General features: G+C 61.9%; 18 protein-coding genes. 9 read left to right on the forward strand and 9 right to left on the reverse strand.

The window, feature by feature from the left end; genetic code table 11:
• Positions 1–97 precede the first annotated feature (97 nt).
• Positions 98–1,417, forward strand: a complete 1,320-nt coding sequence (locus tag N2A98_RS20350; RefSeq protein ID WP_069558635.1) for a PAS domain-containing methyl-accepting chemotaxis protein — start codon at positions 98–100, stop codon at positions 1,415–1,417.
• 25 nt (positions 1,418–1,442) lie between these two features.
• Here N2A98_RS20350 and N2A98_RS20355 read toward each other — a convergent pair whose 3' ends face one another.
• On the reverse strand, positions 1,443–2,327 hold the full coding sequence (locus N2A98_RS20355) for a LysR family transcriptional regulator (RefSeq protein ID WP_044273615.1): 885 nt from the start codon (positions 2,325–2,327) through the stop codon (positions 1,443–1,445).
• Between the two features lie 80 nt (positions 2,328–2,407).
• Here N2A98_RS20355 and N2A98_RS20360 point away from each other — a divergent pair, with 80 nt between their 5' ends.
• Positions 2,408–3,115, forward strand: coding sequence for a CTP synthase (locus N2A98_RS20360; protein WP_275622565.1), 708 nt, complete (start codon positions 2,408–2,410; stop codon positions 3,113–3,115).
• Positions 3,112–3,432 (forward strand): antibiotic biosynthesis monooxygenase, encoded by a 321-nt coding sequence (locus tag N2A98_RS20365; RefSeq protein WP_047711623.1) that lies wholly within the window; start codon positions 3,112–3,114, stop codon positions 3,430–3,432. The genes N2A98_RS20360 and N2A98_RS20365 overlap by 4 nt, the downstream gene beginning before the upstream one ends.
• A 569-nt stretch (positions 3,433–4,001) precedes the next feature.
• Here N2A98_RS20365 and N2A98_RS20370 read toward each other — a convergent pair.
• Positions 4,002–4,325 (reverse strand): DUF2025 family protein, encoded by a 324-nt coding sequence (locus tag N2A98_RS20370; RefSeq protein WP_032895610.1) that lies wholly within the window; start codon positions 4,323–4,325, stop codon positions 4,002–4,004.
• Between the two features lie 232 nt (positions 4,326–4,557).
• Here N2A98_RS20370 and N2A98_RS20375 point away from each other — a divergent pair, with 232 nt between their 5' ends.
• The 3 genes from N2A98_RS20375 (at position 4,558) to N2A98_RS20385 (ending at position 7,255) form a co-directional block, all read left to right on the forward strand.
• On the forward strand, positions 4,558–5,685 hold the full coding sequence (locus N2A98_RS20375) for a glycerophosphodiester phosphodiesterase family protein (protein WP_044273186.1): 1,128 nt from the start codon (positions 4,558–4,560) through the stop codon (positions 5,683–5,685).
• A gap of 90 nt (positions 5,686–5,775) precedes the next feature.
• A complete protein-coding gene (locus tag N2A98_RS20380) occupies positions 5,776–6,090 on the forward strand; it encodes a PepSY domain-containing protein (protein ID WP_032895608.1) in 315 nt (104 codons plus the stop codon).
• Positions 6,091–6,235: 145 nt separating this feature from the next.
• The gene (locus N2A98_RS20385) at positions 6,236–7,255 is read left to right on the forward strand and encodes a transporter (RefSeq protein WP_003193678.1); all 1,020 of its coding nucleotides are present in this window, start codon (positions 6,236–6,238) and stop codon (positions 7,253–7,255) included.
• A gap of 56 nt (positions 7,256–7,311) precedes the next feature.
• Here the strand turns inward: N2A98_RS20385 and N2A98_RS20390 are convergent, their stop codons facing one another.
• Genes N2A98_RS20390 through N2A98_RS20400 form a run of 3 tightly spaced genes read right to left on the reverse strand, consistent with a single transcriptional unit; the run spans position 7,312 to position 9,976 of the window.
• Positions 7,312–8,286 carry a biotin-dependent carboxyltransferase family protein gene (locus N2A98_RS20390; RefSeq protein WP_044273185.1) on the reverse strand — a complete coding sequence of 325 codons (975 nt, stop codon included), beginning with the start codon at positions 8,284–8,286 and terminating at the stop codon, positions 7,312–7,314.
• Positions 8,283–9,161: an allophanate hydrolase subunit 1 gene (locus N2A98_RS20395; RefSeq protein WP_003193682.1), complete on the reverse strand. Its 879-nt coding sequence runs from the start codon at positions 9,159–9,161 to the stop codon at positions 8,283–8,285. The genes N2A98_RS20390 and N2A98_RS20395 overlap by 4 nt, the downstream gene beginning before the upstream one ends.
• A gap of 56 nt (positions 9,162–9,217) precedes the next feature.
• On the reverse strand, positions 9,218–9,976 hold the full coding sequence (locus N2A98_RS20400) for a 5-oxoprolinase subunit PxpA (RefSeq protein WP_275622566.1): 759 nt from the start codon (positions 9,974–9,976) through the stop codon (positions 9,218–9,220).
• Between the two features lie 105 nt (positions 9,977–10,081).
• Here N2A98_RS20400 and N2A98_RS20405 point away from each other — a divergent pair, with 105 nt between their 5' ends.
• The gene (locus N2A98_RS20405) at positions 10,082–10,999 is read left to right on the forward strand and encodes a LysR family transcriptional regulator (RefSeq protein WP_275622567.1); all 918 of its coding nucleotides are present in this window, start codon (positions 10,082–10,084) and stop codon (positions 10,997–10,999) included.
• On the opposite strand, the gene N2A98_RS20410 is transcribed toward N2A98_RS20405, so the two are convergent.
• A complete protein-coding gene (locus tag N2A98_RS20410; protein WP_044273182.1) occupies positions 10,996–11,892 on the reverse strand; it encodes a LysR family transcriptional regulator in 897 nt (298 codons plus the stop codon). The two genes, N2A98_RS20405 and N2A98_RS20410, sit on opposite strands and share 4 nt — an antisense overlap.
• A 105-nt stretch (positions 11,893–11,997) precedes the next feature.
• Here N2A98_RS20410 and N2A98_RS20415 point away from each other — a divergent pair, with 105 nt between their 5' ends.
• Complete coding sequence (locus tag N2A98_RS20415; RefSeq protein ID WP_044273181.1) at positions 11,998–12,756, forward strand: SDR family oxidoreductase; 759 nt, start codon at positions 11,998–12,000, stop codon at positions 12,754–12,756.
• Between the two features lie 108 nt (positions 12,757–12,864).
• On the opposite strand, the gene N2A98_RS20420 is transcribed toward N2A98_RS20415, so the two are convergent.
• On the reverse strand, positions 12,865–13,302 hold the full coding sequence (locus N2A98_RS20420) for a multidrug/biocide efflux PACE transporter (protein ID WP_044273180.1): 438 nt from the start codon (positions 13,300–13,302) through the stop codon (positions 12,865–12,867).
• Between the two features lie 88 nt (positions 13,303–13,390).
• Here N2A98_RS20420 and N2A98_RS20425 point away from each other — a divergent pair, with 88 nt between their 5' ends.
• Positions 13,391–14,245, forward strand: coding sequence for a LysR family transcriptional regulator (locus N2A98_RS20425; RefSeq protein WP_044273178.1), 855 nt, complete (start codon positions 13,391–13,393; stop codon positions 14,243–14,245).
• Between the two features lie 137 nt (positions 14,246–14,382).
• On the opposite strand, the gene N2A98_RS20430 is transcribed toward N2A98_RS20425, so the two are convergent.
• Positions 14,383–15,606: an RNA polymerase sigma factor gene (locus N2A98_RS20430; RefSeq protein WP_275622568.1), complete on the reverse strand. Its 1,224-nt coding sequence runs from the start codon at positions 15,604–15,606 to the stop codon at positions 14,383–14,385.
• A complete protein-coding gene (locus N2A98_RS20435) occupies positions 15,603–15,728 on the reverse strand; it encodes a hypothetical protein (RefSeq protein ID WP_256557798.1) in 126 nt (41 codons plus the stop codon). Before N2A98_RS20435 ends, N2A98_RS20430 begins: the two co-directional genes overlap by 4 nt.
• Between the last annotated feature and the right edge of the window lie 21 nt (positions 15,729–15,749).

A 15,749-nucleotide genomic window follows, 5' to 3' on the forward strand; every position in this document is an offset into this window, starting at 1 on the left:
CTGGCAATGAGCAAGTCAACCGTAAGGCCAGGGGCCCTACGGGGTCAGGCGCAAATACATGGACCCCGCATACGCTTGCATGCCCGAGCCCTCCACCATGCTATTTCACACTCACAAGAAAACCATCAGTACCCTGCAACACAGCCTTGCCCAACAGACCAGCCTGCTGGACGCCATTGAGCGCTCCATGGCCGTGATCGAATTCGACCTGCAAGGCACCGTGCTGCGCGCCAATGACAACTTCTTCAAGACCATGGGTTACCGCGCCGAACAGATCCTGGGCCAGCCCCACCGGATGTTCTGTACCCCGGCGTTCGCCCGCAGCGCGGATTACAACCAGCTGTGGACACACCTGCGCAACGGCCAATTCCAGTCGGGCACCTTTGAACGAGTAGGCGCCAACGGTGCCTCGGTGTGGCTGGAAGCCAGCTATAACCCGGTACGGGATGAAGCGGGGAACGTGATCAAAGTGGTGAAATACGCCATGGACGTCACCCCGCGCCTGCAGGCCGAAAGCGAAGCCAACGCCAAGCTCGAAGCCATCGACCGCGCCATGGCGATGATCGAGTTCAACCTCGACGGCACCATCATCACCGCCAACGGCAATTTCCTGCAGCGCATGGGCTACAGCCTGGCGCAGATCCAGGGCAAGCATCATCGCCTGTTTTGCACGCCCGAGCTGGCCAACAGTGCGGCCTACAGCGAGTTCTGGAAGCGCTTGAACCAGGGCGAGCTGTTCAATGGCCAGTTCGAGCGGGTGGACAAACACGGCCAGGTGGTGTGGCTGGAAGCCAACTACAACCCGGTGTACGACGCCAGCGGGCGCCTGTGCAAAGTGGTGAAGTTCGCCTCGGACGTCACCGCCCGCGTGCTACAGCATGCCGCCGACGCACAAAGCGCCGCACAGGCTTATCACCTGTCGTTGAACACCCAGGAGATGGCGGAAAAAGGCGCCGAGGTGATTCAGAAAACCGCCACCGGCATGCGCGAAATTGCCGTGGATATCGACACCTCTTCGCAACTGATCGCCAAGCTGGGCGAGCGCTCGCAACAGATCACCGCCATCGTCAATACCATTCGCGGCATTGCTGACCAGACCAACCTGCTGGCCCTCAACGCGGCTATTGAAGCGGCCCGCGCCGGCGAGCAGGGCCGTGGCTTTGCCGTGGTGGCCGATGAAGTACGGCAACTGGCGGCGCGCACCAGCGGCTCCACCGCCGAAATCTCCGGCATGATCGCCATGATCCAGGACGAAACCCGCCAAGCCATCGACAGCATGGACGCCACCCGCGACCGCGCCGCCCAGGGTGTGGAACTGGCCAACCAGGCCGGCACGGTGATCCTGCAGATTCGCGAAGGCACCGGCGAGGCGGTACAAGCGGTGAGCGCGTTTGCGAACGAGCGAGGTAATCGCTGACCCATTGGCGCTGGCTGTCTGAAGGTTAACTTCGCAGCCAGCGCACATGCCGCCCCAGCTCATCAAACAGCGTCACCACCGAGCGCAACGCCCGGCAATCAGGCCGCGTCAACAACCACAGCGCCGTATCGTGCCCTGCCAGCGCAGGGCCCAGCGGTTGAAGGCCATCGCCCATGAGAAAATCCGGCAGTGCCGCCACGCCCAATCCAGCCCTTACCAACTCGGTCACAGACTGCATGCTGTTGCACCGATAACGGGGACGCACGCCCGGCAAATGTTCACGACGCCAGATGACGGTGGGGTGATCGGGTAAAAAGTCGTCTGGCGCGATCCAGGCCAGGTCGGCCCAGTCATGGCCTGGGTGCTGGCGCGCATAGTCGGCACTGGCACACACCTGATAGGTCACCGGCCCCAGGCAGCGTCCGACAAGATGCGCTGGCGGCGCCTTCGTCAGGCGCAGGGCGATATCCGCATCGCGGCGGCTGAGGTTGGCGAAGTCATTGGAGGTGCTCAGTTCCAGGGTCAACGCCGGGTAGGCCGGCATGAACTGCGCGAGGGCCGGCAACAGCAAGCCTTGCAACACCGAGTCGGTGCAGGTCAGGCGCACGGTGCCGCTGATCACTTCACCGCCCTGCTCCACGCCAATGCGCGCCGCCTCCAGCGCCTGCTCGGCACGCTCGGCCTGTTGTGCCAGGTTGCTCGCCAGGCTGGTGGGCAAATAACCGGCACGGCTTTTTTCAAACAGGGTCTGGCCCAGCGCCGCCTCCAGCCGTCGCACCGCACGGAACACCGTGGACACATCCACCCGCAGCAACGCCGCCGCCCGCGCCAGAGTGCCGCCGCGCACCAGGGCCAGGATCAATGACAGGTCAGCGTAGTCGATTTGATAGTGCGTGGCTGCATTGAACATGTGGGCAAATGCCAATATTGATTGCGTGAGCGCCAATCTATAGTGGGTATCAACCCACCACAAGCCATGGGACGTACACGATGCCAACCCCCGCGCTGCACCTTGCCCTGATCGGTGACTACCACCCCGATGTGACCGCCCACCAGGCCATTCCCGTGGCCCTGCAACAGGCCGCCGACGCTCTGGGCCTGAGTGTCCAGGTGCAATGGCTGGCCACCGACACCCTCACCTGCACTTCTGCCCTGCACGACTTTGACGGCTTCTGGTGCGTGCCCGGCAGCCCCTATCGCGATGTCGACGGCGCCCTGCGGGCGATCCGTTTTGCCCGCGAACAAGGTCGGCCTTTCCTCGGCACCTGCGGCGGTTTTCAACATGCCGTGCTGGAATATGCCCGCAACGTGCTCGGTTGGGCCGATGCCCAGCACGGCGAATTAGTACCGGATGCTGAGCGCGCCGTCATCACGCCGCTGGACTGCTCCCTGGTGGAAGTGAGCGACACCGTGCGCCTGGCCCCATACACGCGCATTGCCCAGGCCTACGGCAGCCTGGCTATCCACGAAGGATACCGCTGCCGCTACGGCATCAACCCCACCTTCGCCGACGCCCTGCTGCAAGCCAACCTGATCCCCACCGGCCACGATTCGGCGGGCGACCTGCGCGCGGTGGAACTGCTCGACCACCCGTTCTTCGTCGCCACCCTGTTCCAGCCCGAACGCGCCGCGCTCAAGGGCATCACGCCGCCGCTGGCGATTGCGCTGCTCAACGCCTGCCAGGACGTATCGGCATGATCGCCAAGACACCCGCCCCACCGTATTACGCGGTGATTTTTAGCTCGCTGCGTACGGATGGCGATCAGGGTTATGGCGAAGCCGCCACACGTATGCTGGAACTGGCCAGGCAACAACCGGGGTTTCTGGGGGTGGAATCAGCGCGGGAGGATGGGCTGGGAATCACCGTGTCCTATTGGACCAGCGAGGCGGCGATCCTGGCCTGGAAACAGCAGGCCGAGCATCGGCAGGTGCGCGAGCAAGGGCGGGCCACTTGGTATGCGGCGTTTCACACGCGAGTGTGCAAGGTAGAGCGGGCCTACACCTTCCCCACTTGAAATACTGCCCCTTGTGTGAACTGGCTTGCCTGCGATGACCACAGGTATCTACACAATCTTGTAGGTTGTAGCAGCCAACGGTAACCACGATGCGAAGCGAGCCGCTCTTGATCTTGCTCTTGATCTGCTTGTGATCTTGATCTCAGGCGCCCCGTTAAACCACGCTGGCCGGAATTCGACAGGGATTTGGGGGGGTAAACCGGCAGGGATGCCGGTTTAGCCGCCCCGCGCCATGGATGGCGCGTGGCGGCGGCCCCCCAAATCACTGGCGGATTACGGGCACACCGAGCCTAAGCGAGGTGCCGAGTGGTGGGGCAAGAGCGCTTTGCTTACTTTCGCGCTTTTCGAAAGTGAGCCGCCGTCAGGGCGGAACCCTAGGTGGCCGTTACCTAAATAACGGATATGTACCCGGTCCAACTGTGTTGACTGCCAGACCGCCTTCGCGAGCAAGCCCGCTCCCACAGTTTTGACCGCGGGGTGTCAGGTAGATAAGTGTCGGCTGGCAGGCCGCCATCGCAGGCAAGCCAGCTCCCACATTTGCTCGTCATCGCTTGCAAAATGACGGACGACTAGCTCACCAAACTACGCAACGCGCTGATCTGCGGGATCTCTACCCGGCGCATATACACGCGTAGCGGCTCGGTGATGTTGATGCGGTCGTCGATATTCTGGTCGAGCAACAACTGCAGGCGCGCTCGGCACAGAGTCATGGTGTGGTCGGCGGCCGGCAGCCAGACGAACTCGGCTGTAGGGATGATGCCGTCATCAGCCACGTCCATGCCGAATGAGTCTTCGCTGAAACGTACGATGTACTGGCCGGTCTTGCGGTTGAGGCCGACAAATCCCTGGAGTTGGTCGGCGGCCTGGCAGATAAGCTCGGAAGTGATGCGCATGGTAAACCTCACTGAAAAGTCCCACAGGGACTGGAAAGATGGTTTACACGCGTGGCAAAAAATACCGCCCTCTGACGGGGCAGCTACCCGTAAGAATACTGCAACGCCCTGCAAAAAAGTCCACAAAATTGGCCGGTGCGCACGTTAATGTCGGTTTGGTGATAGCGCCGTTCGCAATCAATTGTTAAAAAGGACACCTTCTCAAAGTTACCTCCACGAAAGGACTTCGCATATGCCTGTCACGTTTTCCAAAAGCGCCTTGCTGCTGGCGCTGATGCTCGGCCTTGGCCAGGCACAGGCCGCCGAGCCGGTCAGCCCGGCCGAATTGGCGACAAACGAAGGCATCCCCTATCCCGCCGTGATCGCTCACCGTGGCGCTTCCTATGACGCGCCTGAATCCACCGCCGCGGCCTACAAGGTTGCACGCGACCTGGGCGCCGACTACCTGGAACTGGACCTGCAACGCAGCAAAGATGGCGTGCTGTTCGCCCTGCACGACAACAACCTGCAGCGCACCACCGACGTCGCCACCAAGTTCCCCGAGCGCAAAGACGCGCCCGCCAACGAGTTCACCTGGAAAGAACTGCAAACCCTCGACGCCGGCAGCTGGTTCAACGCCGCCTACCCGGACCGCGCGCGCCCTGGTTTCGTTGGCCTGAAGATTCAGAGCCTGGACGACATCATCAAGATCGCCGAAGGCAACCCCTCGCACAAACCCGGCCTGTACATCGAGACCAAAGAGCCCAAGCAGTTCCCGGGTATCGAAGCCGACCTGAAAAACAAGCTGCTGGACAAAGGCTGGCTGAGCTCCGCCGGTTCCAAGCTGGGCAAGAGCAATACCGGTGTCGGCCAGGGCAAAGGCCGCGTGGTGCTGCAAACCTTCGAAACCGCCAGCCTCAAAGAGCTGCAGAAGGAAATGCCCAATACCCCGAAAATCCTGCTGTTGTGGGTGGGTGAAGGCAGTATCGAGCCCAAATCCAAAGTGACCTTCGCCGAGTCTGGCGAAACCACCAAGGCCGCCTACTACGCCAAGCAAGAGCCCAAAGACGCCGCCGAATTCGAAAAGTGGGTCGATGAAGCCAAAAGCCTCGGCGCCATCGGCACCGGCCCCTCGGCAGAGTTGACCGACCACGGCGACCAGAGCTACACCGACCTGGTGAAACCGGAAATGAACAAGCTGACCCACGACAAAGGGCTGCTGGTGCATGTGTATACCGTGGATGAGCCGGTGGACTTCGAGAAAGTCATGAAAGCCGGCGTCGACGGCATCTTCACCAACCGCGCCGCCGAGCTGCTGAAGTTCTACAAGCGCTGGCCGTCGTCCAGCGTGCAAGACCTGCTCAACGACCATAAGTACTAAAGGCGTTGGTGTCAGTGAGCCATTAAGGATGAGTTAAGTTGCGCCGGTTAATCTGGCGCCACTTAAACAGCTCACCCAAGAGGACACACCATGAAAACTTTGACTGCCCTGTTCGCTGCCACCGCCCTGACCCTGACTGCCGGTTTGGCCCAGGCGGATGTTCGTCCGGATCATATCGAAGCCCTGCTCAAGTCTGGCGCCGTGATGTCTTTCGACAAGCTCAACGCAGCAGCCGTGGCAACTCACCCTGGTGCTTCGATCACTGACACTGAGCTGGACACCAAACACGGCGTCGCCGACCAGTATGTCTACGAAGTGGACCTGACCGATACCACCGGCAAGCGCTTTGAAGTGAAGCTCGATGCCAAAACCGGTGCCGTGCTGGAAAACAAGCAAGACACCTGAGTTGCATCCCCAAAAAACGCGCCACCTTCGGGTGGCGCGTTTTTTTATGCGCGCCTCAAACCGTCACATAACCGTCATACCGCCTTGCAATGATTCGCCTAGGAACCTGTGAAACGTCCTACAGGCCCTTTCTCTGCGAGTCGCCATGAACCACAGCATCGACCACGCCCACCAGGATTCCGATCTGTTTGGCCTGCTTTACGGTTTCCGCTTTCGCCCCGGCGAAAAAGGCCAACAAATTGATTCCGCCACCGCCCTCGCCGCCTTGCAGCAACCGCCAGACCCGGAAGAATTCCTGTGGCTGCACCTGAACCTGGCGCACGCCGCCTGCGAGCGCTGGATGCAGGCGCATTTGTCGCTGCCGGAAGAGTTTTTTGAAGCCCTGCACGAGGGCTCGCGCTCCACACGCATCGAGCATGTGGACTCGGCCTTGCTGGCTGTGGTCAACGATGTGGTGTTCAACTTCAGCAGCATGGTGTCGTCGGATATTTCCACGCTGTGGGTGTGCGCCCGCAGCCGCTTGCTGGTGAGTGCGCGCCTGCAGCCTTTGCACTCGGTGGACAAATTGCGCTCGTCGGTGAAGGCCGGCGAACACTTTCGTTCTCCCTTGGAGCTGTTGGTGCACCTGCTGCGCGACCAAGGCGAAGTGCTGACGCAGATCGTGCGCAAGACCAGTATCAGCGTCGACCATATCGAAGATCAGCTGTTGTCTTCGCGCCTGTCCACCAACCGTGCCGAACTGGGCGCCGCCCGCCGCGTGCTGGTGCGCCTGCAACGCCTGCTGGCGCTGGAACCGGGCTCGCTGCTGCGCCTGCTCAATCGCCCGCCGCAATGGCTGCAAAAGGAAGACGTGAAGGAGTTACGCAAATCCACCGAGGAGTTTGCGCTGATCATCAACGACCTGACCGCCCTGGGCGAGCGCATCAAGCTGTTGCAGGAAGAGATCGCCGCCAACCTCAATGAGCAGAGCAACCGCACGCTGTTTACCCTCACGGTGGTGACGGTACTGGCGCTGCCGATCAACATCATTGCCGGCTTTTTTGGCATGAATGTGGGGGGGGTGCCCCTGTCTCAAGACCCGGAAGGCTTCTGGATATTGGTGGCATTGGTCGCAACCTTCACCCTGATCGCCGGGCGCTGGGCCTTTCGCAAATTCTCAAATTGAAATAAGCCCAACTGTGGGAGCTGGCTTGCCTGCTCCCACAGGGGTTATGCGTATGTTCAGTGATTGAAGAGTCCAGCCATCGCTTTGAGCCGCTTCTTGTACACCCGCCGCGCCTCCAAAGCTTCCTCCAGACTCACCGCCACAAACCCCGCCCGCTGGTTAGGCTGCATTTGCCCAATCAAGTCCAGGTCGGCGCTGATCACCGTGCCAATCATCGCGTAGCCACCGCCCGATACCGCATCGCGGTGCAGCACAATCGGTTCGAGCCCCGCCGGTACCTGAATCGAGCCAATCGGGTAGCAACTGTCGACGATGTTGGATGGATCGGAGCCCGCGCCAAACGGCTGTTCCCGTGGCTGGAAGCTCAACGCGCTGCCGCCCTTGAAGCGATAGCCAATGCGATCGGCCTCGGAGCCCACCGTCCACGGTTCGGCAAAAAAGCTGCTTTTGGCTTCGTCAGTCAAGCGCTCGTAATACAGCCCCGGCACCACCCGCAACGTCACGTCGCCGCCGACCGAACGCCGCAACGCCATCGGCAAGCTGTTGCCCGCACGCCCCGCACCGCTGGCGGTGCCGATCGGCAATTGATCGCCCTCCTGCAAGCGCCGGCCATTAAACCCGCCGAGGGCGCCGAGGGTGTAGGTGGAGCGGCTGCCGAGCACCAACGGCACATCGATACCGCCGGCGACGGCAAGATAAGTACGTGCGCCGGCCTTGGGAAACTCGAACCGCAGCACCTGCCCGGCGCGCACGGCAAAGGCGGTGTCCTGGTGCACCACTTCGCCGTCCAGGCGCGGCGACATCAAGGCGCCGCTCAAGGCCACCAGCGCGTCCTGCTGGAACTGCAGCTGCGGCCCGATCAACGTGCATTCCAGGCCCGCCGCACCCACGGGATTGCCCACCAGGTGGTTGGCCGCACTCAACGCGTATTGGTCCAGCGCCCCCGACGGTGGGATGCCCAAGTGGTAATAGCCTTCACGGCCCAGGTCCTGCACGGAGGTGGCGAGGCCAGGTTTGAGGACCTTGATCATGCCAGCGCCTCCTGCAGGGTTTTCGGATAGCCGATGGGGTCGGCGAGAAAGGCATCCAGGGAAAATTCCACCGGGCGAATGCGTAAATCGAAACGCCCGGCGTCCACCTCGGCGACGGCCCGGTCATAAGCCTCGCGGTCTATCGGCTTGAACTGCACGATATCCCCAGGGCGGAAGAACACCATGTGCGCCTTGAGGTACGCCAACTGCTGCGCCGGGTCGTAGATCGGTGCCGGGGTAACGCCGAACATCTGGTAACCACCCGCCCCTCGCACCGAGTAGATACAGCCAAAGCAGCCGCCGTGGCCCAGGGTCAGTTTCGGTGTGTCGGTGCGTGGCCGCAGGTATTTGGGTACCTGCAATTGCCGCTCGCGTTCGACCATCTGGAACATGAACGGCAAGCCCGCGACAAAGCCGACCATCGACACAAACCACGGCGCGCCACTGTGGGCGGCGATGAACGCGTTTACGTCGGCCAGGCCATTGATGCGTGCGGCGTATTCCAGGTCGGTGCCGCTGGGGTCTTGGTGGCGGTCACGAAAGCGCATCAGGGTTTCGTGAGTCCAGGGGTCGTTATAGAGCACCGGGATTTCGATGATGCGCGTGCGCAAGGTGCGCTCGGCCACGGCCTGGGCTTCAGCGCTTTGCACGGCGTCGAGCAGCGCGTGAGGGGCGATGCGGTCGGGGTCGAAGCGAATCTGGAACGATGCATTGGCCAGGCACACATCCAGTACGCCTTCCAGCGCCAGGCGCTCCACGGCGCGGGTCACCGCCATGCCCTTGAAAAAAGCCTCCAGGGACATGCTGTCGCTGACCTCGGCAAACAGGTGTTCATCACCGCCGAAGCTGTAGCGGATGGGGGACGTTTCAGCCATGTCTGTTCCTCTTGGAATCATTGTAGAAAGGCAGGCAAAAAAGTAAGGGTTGGATCTTATTGGGGTGTTCTGACGTCGATGCACGCCTGGTCCAGGGCTGCACGGGTGGCCTCCACCAGTTCCAGGGCGCCGGGGGTGTCGCTGTGCAGGCAGATGGAATCGAATTCAATCGCCAGGTCTTCGCCTTCGACGGTACGCACCAGGCCGGTCTGGCAGGCGCGCAAGACCCGCGCTGCAACCGTGGCGGGGTCCAGCGCCCGCACGTTGCGAGTAAACACGATGGAGCCGCTCAGGTCGTATTCACGGTCGGCATAGAACTCGCGCACCACCGGCTGCCCCAGTTCCTTGGCAATGCGCCAGACCACCGAGTTGGGCATGCAGTACAGCAACAATGTGGGCTCGATGATTTGCAGGTTTTGCACCAACAGCCGGGCGGCCTCTTCATCGCGGGCCAGGTGCATGTAGAGCGCGCCGTGAGGCTTGATATGTTGCAGGGTCACGCCTTGGGCACGGGCCATTTCACGCAGGGCTCCGAGCTGGTAGAGCATGTCGTCCACCAGTTCCTGGGCTGGTGCGTTGATATGCCGGCGACCGAAACCCACCAGGTCACGAAAGCCTGGGTGCGCGCCAATCGCCACACCCAGTTGCTTGGCGCGCTCGACGGTGCGGCGCATGGTGCCGGGGTCGCCGGCGTGAAAGCCGGTGGCGATATTGGCCGAGCTGATGTAGGCCATCAGCTCTGCGTCGACGCCGTCGCCGATGGTCCAGGGGCCAAAGCCTTCGCCCATGTCTGAATTGAAATCCACTGCCTGCATCGAGGTCGCTCCGCCAAAGGTGATGCCCGCAAAGTAGGCTGGGGCTTGACCCCTTGGGAAGATCTATTATCAGATGGCCCATCTTCTGAAAATCAGATATCGCTCATGTCCCTTACCTTGCGCCAGGTTCGCTACTTCGTCGCCACCGCCGAGATCGGCCAGATTTCTCAGGCGGCGATTCACCTGAACATCTCCCAATCAGCGGTGACCACGGCGATCAAGGAGCTGGAAGCCATGCTCGGCGCGCAGTTGTTCGTGCGCTCGGCCCAGGGCATGAACCTCACCGACGCCGGGCGGCATTTTCTCAACCGTGCCTATGTGATCGTGCGCAGCGTGGAGGACGCCCTCAACAGCCCGTTGCCGGACTACCGCGCCAGCGGCGTGCTGCGGGTGGCGGCCAGTTACACGGTGTTGGGTTATTTCCTGCCGCACCATTTACAGCGCATGGAGCACTGGCATCCGGACGTGACCATCGAGGTGTTCGAACAGGAACGCCAGGCCATCGAACAGGGCCTGCTCGATGGCCAGTTCGACATGGCCGTGGTGCTCACCGCCAACCTCACCCACGCAGATATCGTCTCGGAAATTCTATTCAACTCCGAGCGCCGCCTGTGGTTGCCCAGCCATCACCCGTTGTGCGAACGCGATGCCGTGAGCCTGGCCGACGTGGCCCAAGAACCCTACATTTTGCTCACCGTCGATGAAGCCGAACACAGCGCCATGCGCTACTGGGAACAGGCCGGGCAAACGCCCAAGGTGCGGCTGCGCACCAGTTCGGTGGAAGCGGTGCGCAGCATGGTTGCCAACGGCAGCGGCGTGGCGATCCTGTCAGACCTGGTGCACCGGCCCTGGTCCCTGGAAGGCAAGCGCATCGAAACCCTGACCGTCACCGACCCGGTCACGCCCATGAGCGTCGGCCTGGCCTGGCACCGCGAGCGTGCGTTTACCCCAGCGATGCAAGCGTTCCGGGATTACTTCCACGACGCGTTCCTGGCACCGCAGCAGTTGTCGGCACGCCGCTAGAGATGGGCGTGCAGGGTGGCGGCCAACCAGTCCATGAACACCCGCACTCGTAATGGCAAATGCCGCTGGCCGGCGTACAGCAACGACACATCCAGGGGCGGCGCCTGGTAGTCGGGCAACACCGCCACCAACTCGCCGCTGGCCAACAAGTCGCGTATCCCGAGCTGCGGCACCTGGGTGATGCCAAACCCGCCCAGGCATGCCGACTGATAGGCGTCGGTGCTGTTGACCGTCACTCGGCCTGCCATCGGTAACCGCTGCACCTTGTTGCCCACCAGGTACTCGAACCCGGCCGAGCGTGCGCCCAGTGGCCGCACGTAATGCACCAACTGGTGATGCGCCAGGTCTGCCAGGGTTTTGGGCACGCCATACCGTTGCAGGTACGCCGCGCTCGCGCAGTTGACCATCGGCATGCTGCACACCCGACGCGCTACCACGGTTTGATCGGGCTGGGCGCCGACGCGCACCACGCAGTCGAACCCTTCGGCAATCAGGTCCACTTGGCGGTCCGAACAACTGATCTCCATGTCGATCAGCGGGTGGCGCGCCATGAAGGTGGGCAGGTTCGGCAAAATCAAACCTCGCGCCATGACATTGGGCATGTCCACCCGTATGCGCCCGGCCAGTTGGGTTTCATCCTGGCGAAACAAGCCCTCCAATTCCTCCATGTGCGCCAGCAGGTCCTTGCTGCGTTCGTACAGCACACGACCATCCTGGGTCGCTTGCACCTTGCGTGTGGTGCGTTGCAACAGCCGCGCACCCAGCAGTTCTTCCAGCGCCTGCACATGCTCGGACACGGTGGAGCGCGGCAGGCCGAGGCTTTCACCGGCCTTCGTGAAACTCGACAATTCCGTCACCCGCACAAAGGTACGCAGTAGCTCTAGCTTGTTCATGGATTGTTCGCCTTATCCGGCCAGTGATTCCGTTATAGCGCTGTTTATCACGTAATGGCCGGACAAATACACTCAGTCCCACTAACCCCATTCGAGGACTGCCCCATGACCCGTAAAATCGCACTCATCACCGGCGCCAGCCGTGGCCTGGGCAAAAGCGCTGCCCTGCACCTGGCTGCGCAAGGCATCGACATCATCGGCACCTACCACAGCGCAGCGGCCGAAGCCCAAGCCGTGGTTGCTCAAGTAGAGGCCTTGGGCGGCCGCGCAGCCATGCTGCAATTGGATGTAAGCCAGAGCGCGACCTTCGATGCGTTCGTTGGCCAGATCGGTACGTTGCTCAAGGATGTGTTCGCCGTGGATCGCTTCGATTTCCTGATCAACAACGCCGGAGTCGGCACCCACGCAAGCTTTGTCGAGACCACCGAAGCCCAGTTCGACCAGTTGGTGGCGATCCACGTGAAGGCGCCGTTTTTTCTCACGCAAAAACTGCTGCCGTTGATCAACGACGGCGGGCGCATCATCAATATTTCCAGCGGCCTGGCACGCTTCAGCCTGCCGGGTTATGCGGCCTACGCGTCCATGAAAGGCGCGGTGGAAGTGTTGTCGCGCTACCAGGCTAAAGAGCTCGGCCCACGGGGGATTACCGTGAACACCCTGGCACCGGGTGCGATTGCCACCGACTTCGGCGGCGGCGCGGTACGCGATAACACCGACGTGAATACGATGGTGGCCAACAACACCGCCCTGGGCCGCGCTGGCTTGCCGGACGACATTGGCGGCGCGATTTCGATCTTGCTGGCCGAGGGCAGCCACTGGATCACCGGCCAGCGGATCGAGGCGTCGGGCGGGATGTTCCTCTAAACGGCTTCCCCTCTGTAGGAGCGAGCTTGCTCGCGAAAAACTCAAGAGCGCCGCGTGTTTCCAGAGGTCCCGCGTTATCGTTGGCGATCTTCGCGAGCAAGCTCGCTCCTACAGGGTGACTGGGGTTTTACCGGCGAATTTCTCGCGCAACACGTCATAACCCCAGTGGTACACGTAGGTGTACGGCAGGAAGAACAGCAACACGCCAATGTCGAGGATGAAGGCTTCCAGCAGGCTGATCTTCATCAAGGCGGCAATCAACGGCACCGCCAAGAGGATCAGGCCGCCTTCAAACAGCAGCGCATGCAGCACACGGGTCCAACCGCCGTTGGCCAGTTGCAGGCGGGTTTTAAGGCGGTCGAACAGGCTGTTGAACACCACGTTCCAGCTCAGTGCCAACAGGCTGATGCCCAAGGTCACTGCGCCCATCTCCAGCGCCGGCCGGCCGGTGATCCACACCAGCAGTGGCGTGCAGATCAACAAGGCCAACCCTTCGAAACCAAGGGCTTGAAAAACGCGTTCAGTAAGGGATTTGGTAGGGGTCATGATCCGGCTCCGTGAGTGACGATGGTTGCCATGATCAGGCTTTGTCTCGATACTTCATAACCATTAACCATCGATCAAGGCGATAGTCATGGCCTCCCATGAAGTGCTCCAGGCGTTTGTCCAGGCGGCCACCCAAGGCTCGTTTTCCGCGGCGGCGCGCAAGCTGGGCAAGAGCCAGTCCACCGTGAGCGCGGCGGTGGCCAGCCTTGAGATCGACCTGGACGTGGTGCTGTTTGACCGCAGCAGCCGCAAACCGACCCTCACGCCTGCGGGGCATGTTTTGCTGCAACGGGCGGAGCAAGTGCTGGAAGCCAGTAGCCGCCTGGAGCTGGCGGCCAGTCAGTTATCGCAAGGCCTGGAGCCGAAGCTGAGTATCGCCATGTCCGATACTTACCAATCCGATCGGTTCGAGGTCGCCCTCACCGCCTTCGAACAACGCTACCCGGACCTTGAGCTGGAATGCCTGATCGCGGAATGCGAAGACCTGATCGCGCTGGTGCAAAGTGGCCGGGCGCAGATCGCGTTTATCGAGCAACAGGAAGTCTACCCGCCGGACCTGACGTTTTCCCCCGTGGAGGAACGCACGGAGATCGCGCTGTTCGTCTCGCCTAAACACCCGTTGGCGAGCCTGGAAAAAGTTGCCCCGTACACCCTGCAACAACACCGGGAGTTGCGCTTGGCGAGCATCATCAACCCCAATGAAAACCGCGGCACGCAACGCGTCTGGTCGGCGCCCAGTTACCTGATGCTGATGGAAATGGCGCAGCTGGGTTTTGGTTGGGCACCCATACCGCGCTGGCTGGTGGAGCGCTTTGGCGGCAACCAGTTGGTTGAACTCAAGGTGCGCAGTTGGCCGCGTTCAGTGGCGGTGGATGCGCTTTGGTCGCGGCAACAGCCGCCGGGGCCTGCGGGGAGCTGGTTGCTGGAGAAGATGCTGGAATGAGCCTGTAGGAGCGAGCGTGCTCGCGAAGAACGTCAACGATAACGCGTGCTTCCTGAAGAAACGCGGCGTCGGTGAGTTTTTCGCGAGCACGCTCGCTCCTACAGGTATTAGGCTTACGCCCTCCCCCAGTTGGATCGTCACTGTCTGGGGGAATTGAGTTCGGCGAGGCGTCCCGTGATGAAGCGTTTTTCTGGCGCCTGTTGGGTCCGGGCCAAGGCTTTTTCGTACGCGCTGCGGGCTTCGTCAAACCGCCCCAACTGCCGGCAAAACTCCCCACGCGCCGAATGCGCCAAGTGGTAGTCCTGCAACTCACCGCGCTGCAAAAGGTTGTCTACCAGCGCCAACCCCGCCAAGGGCCCCTGCTCCATCGCTACCGCCACCGCACGGTTCAACTCGATCACCGGCGACGGCACAGCCCTGAGCAATACATCGTAGAGCCCGACAATCTGCCGCCAATCGGTTTGCCCCGCGCTGGGCGCCTCGGCGTGTACGGCGGCAATCGCCGCCTGCAGGCAATACGGTCCAAAGCGCCGCGTGGTGAGCGCCTGCTCCACCAGTGCGCAGCCTTCAGCGATCAAGGCGCTGTCCCAAAGCGTACGATCCTGAGCGTCCAACAGCACCAGTTCGCCGCTGGCAGAAGTACGGGCGGGCCGGCGCGACTCGTGCAGCAGCATCAACGCCAGCAAGCCCATGACTTCCGGCTCGGGCAGCAGCTCCAGCAGCAAACGGCCCAGGCGAATGGCCTCCAGGGTCAGCTCTTTACGGGTGAGGTCGGCACCCGCTGAGGCCGAATAGCCCTCGTTGAACACCAGGTAAATCACCCGCAGCACACTGTCCAACCGCTCGGGCAATTTGGCTCGGGACGGCACTTGATAGGGGATTTTCGCCTCACGGATCTTGCCCTTGGCGCGCACGATGCGTTGGGCAATGGTGGTGGGCGTGGCAAGAAAAGCGTGGGCGATGGCCTCGGTGCTCAGGTCGCAGATCTCGCGCAAGGTCAGCGCAACCTGGGCGTCGGCTGCCAACGCTGGGTGGCAGCACGTGAATACCAGGCGCAGGCGGTCGTCTTCCACGTCTTCATCACTCCACGGCGCGGCCTCCAGCGCGTCGGCCTGCGCCTCCAATAACGGGGTGAACCGCGACTGACGCCGCAAGCGGTCGATGGCCTTGAAGCGGCCCGTGGACACCAGCCACGCACGAGGATTATCCGGCACGCCATCCCCGGGCCAGCGCTGCACGGCGACAAAAAATGCTTCGTGCAGCGCCTCCTCGGCCAGGTCGAAATCCCCCAGCACGCGAATCAACGTCGCGAGCACGCGGCGTGATTCGCTGCGGTAAATGGCGTCGATCTGCGCGGTCAATCGGCCATGTCCTCGGTCACCCACTTCACCAGGCGCTCCAGGCTCCGGCCCCAGCCATCATGAAAGCCCCATGGCCTCGTGGGCCTGCTGGACAGTTCAAATTCAGCGGGTTGAGTGTTCACGGGGAAACCTCCTCAAGGCTT

It is taken from the genome of Pseudomonas sp. FJ2-5-13, assembly GCF_029201605.1.
Lineage (GTDB): Bacteria > Pseudomonadota > Gammaproteobacteria > Pseudomonadales > Pseudomonadaceae > Aquipseudomonas > Aquipseudomonas lactis.

Coding starts and splice junctions, on each gene's coding strand:
- N2A98_RS20350 (WP_069558635.1), top strand. CDS start 98: ATGCTATTTCACACTCACAAGAAAACCATCAGTACCCTGCAACACAGC.
- N2A98_RS20355 (WP_044273615.1), bottom strand. CDS start 2,327: ATGTTCAATGCAGCCACGCACTATCAAATCGACTACGCTGACCTGTCA.
- N2A98_RS20360 (WP_275622565.1), top strand. CDS start 2,408: ATGCCAACCCCCGCGCTGCACCTTGCCCTGATCGGTGACTACCACCCC.
- N2A98_RS20365 (WP_047711623.1), top strand. CDS start 3,112: ATGATCGCCAAGACACCCGCCCCACCGTATTACGCGGTGATTTTTAGC.
- N2A98_RS20370 (WP_032895610.1), bottom strand. CDS start 4,325: ATGCGCATCACTTCCGAGCTTATCTGCCAGGCCGCCGACCAACTCCAG.
- N2A98_RS20375 (WP_044273186.1), top strand. CDS start 4,558: ATGCCTGTCACGTTTTCCAAAAGCGCCTTGCTGCTGGCGCTGATGCTC.
- N2A98_RS20380 (WP_032895608.1), top strand. CDS start 5,776: ATGAAAACTTTGACTGCCCTGTTCGCTGCCACCGCCCTGACCCTGACT.
- N2A98_RS20385 (WP_003193678.1), top strand. CDS start 6,236: ATGAACCACAGCATCGACCACGCCCACCAGGATTCCGATCTGTTTGGC.
- N2A98_RS20390 (WP_044273185.1), bottom strand. CDS start 8,286: ATGATCAAGGTCCTCAAACCTGGCCTCGCCACCTCCGTGCAGGACCTG.
- N2A98_RS20395 (WP_003193682.1), bottom strand. CDS start 9,161: ATGGCTGAAACGTCCCCCATCCGCTACAGCTTCGGCGGTGATGAACAC.
- N2A98_RS20400 (WP_275622566.1), bottom strand. CDS start 9,976: ATGCAGGCAGTGGATTTCAATTCAGACATGGGCGAAGGCTTTGGCCCC.
- N2A98_RS20405 (WP_275622567.1), top strand. CDS start 10,082: ATGTCCCTTACCTTGCGCCAGGTTCGCTACTTCGTCGCCACCGCCGAG.
- N2A98_RS20410 (WP_044273182.1), bottom strand. CDS start 11,892: ATGAACAAGCTAGAGCTACTGCGTACCTTTGTGCGGGTGACGGAATTG.
- N2A98_RS20415 (WP_044273181.1), top strand. CDS start 11,998: ATGACCCGTAAAATCGCACTCATCACCGGCGCCAGCCGTGGCCTGGGC.
- N2A98_RS20420 (WP_044273180.1), bottom strand. CDS start 13,302: ATGACCCCTACCAAATCCCTTACTGAACGCGTTTTTCAAGCCCTTGGT.
- N2A98_RS20425 (WP_044273178.1), top strand. CDS start 13,391: ATGGCCTCCCATGAAGTGCTCCAGGCGTTTGTCCAGGCGGCCACCCAA.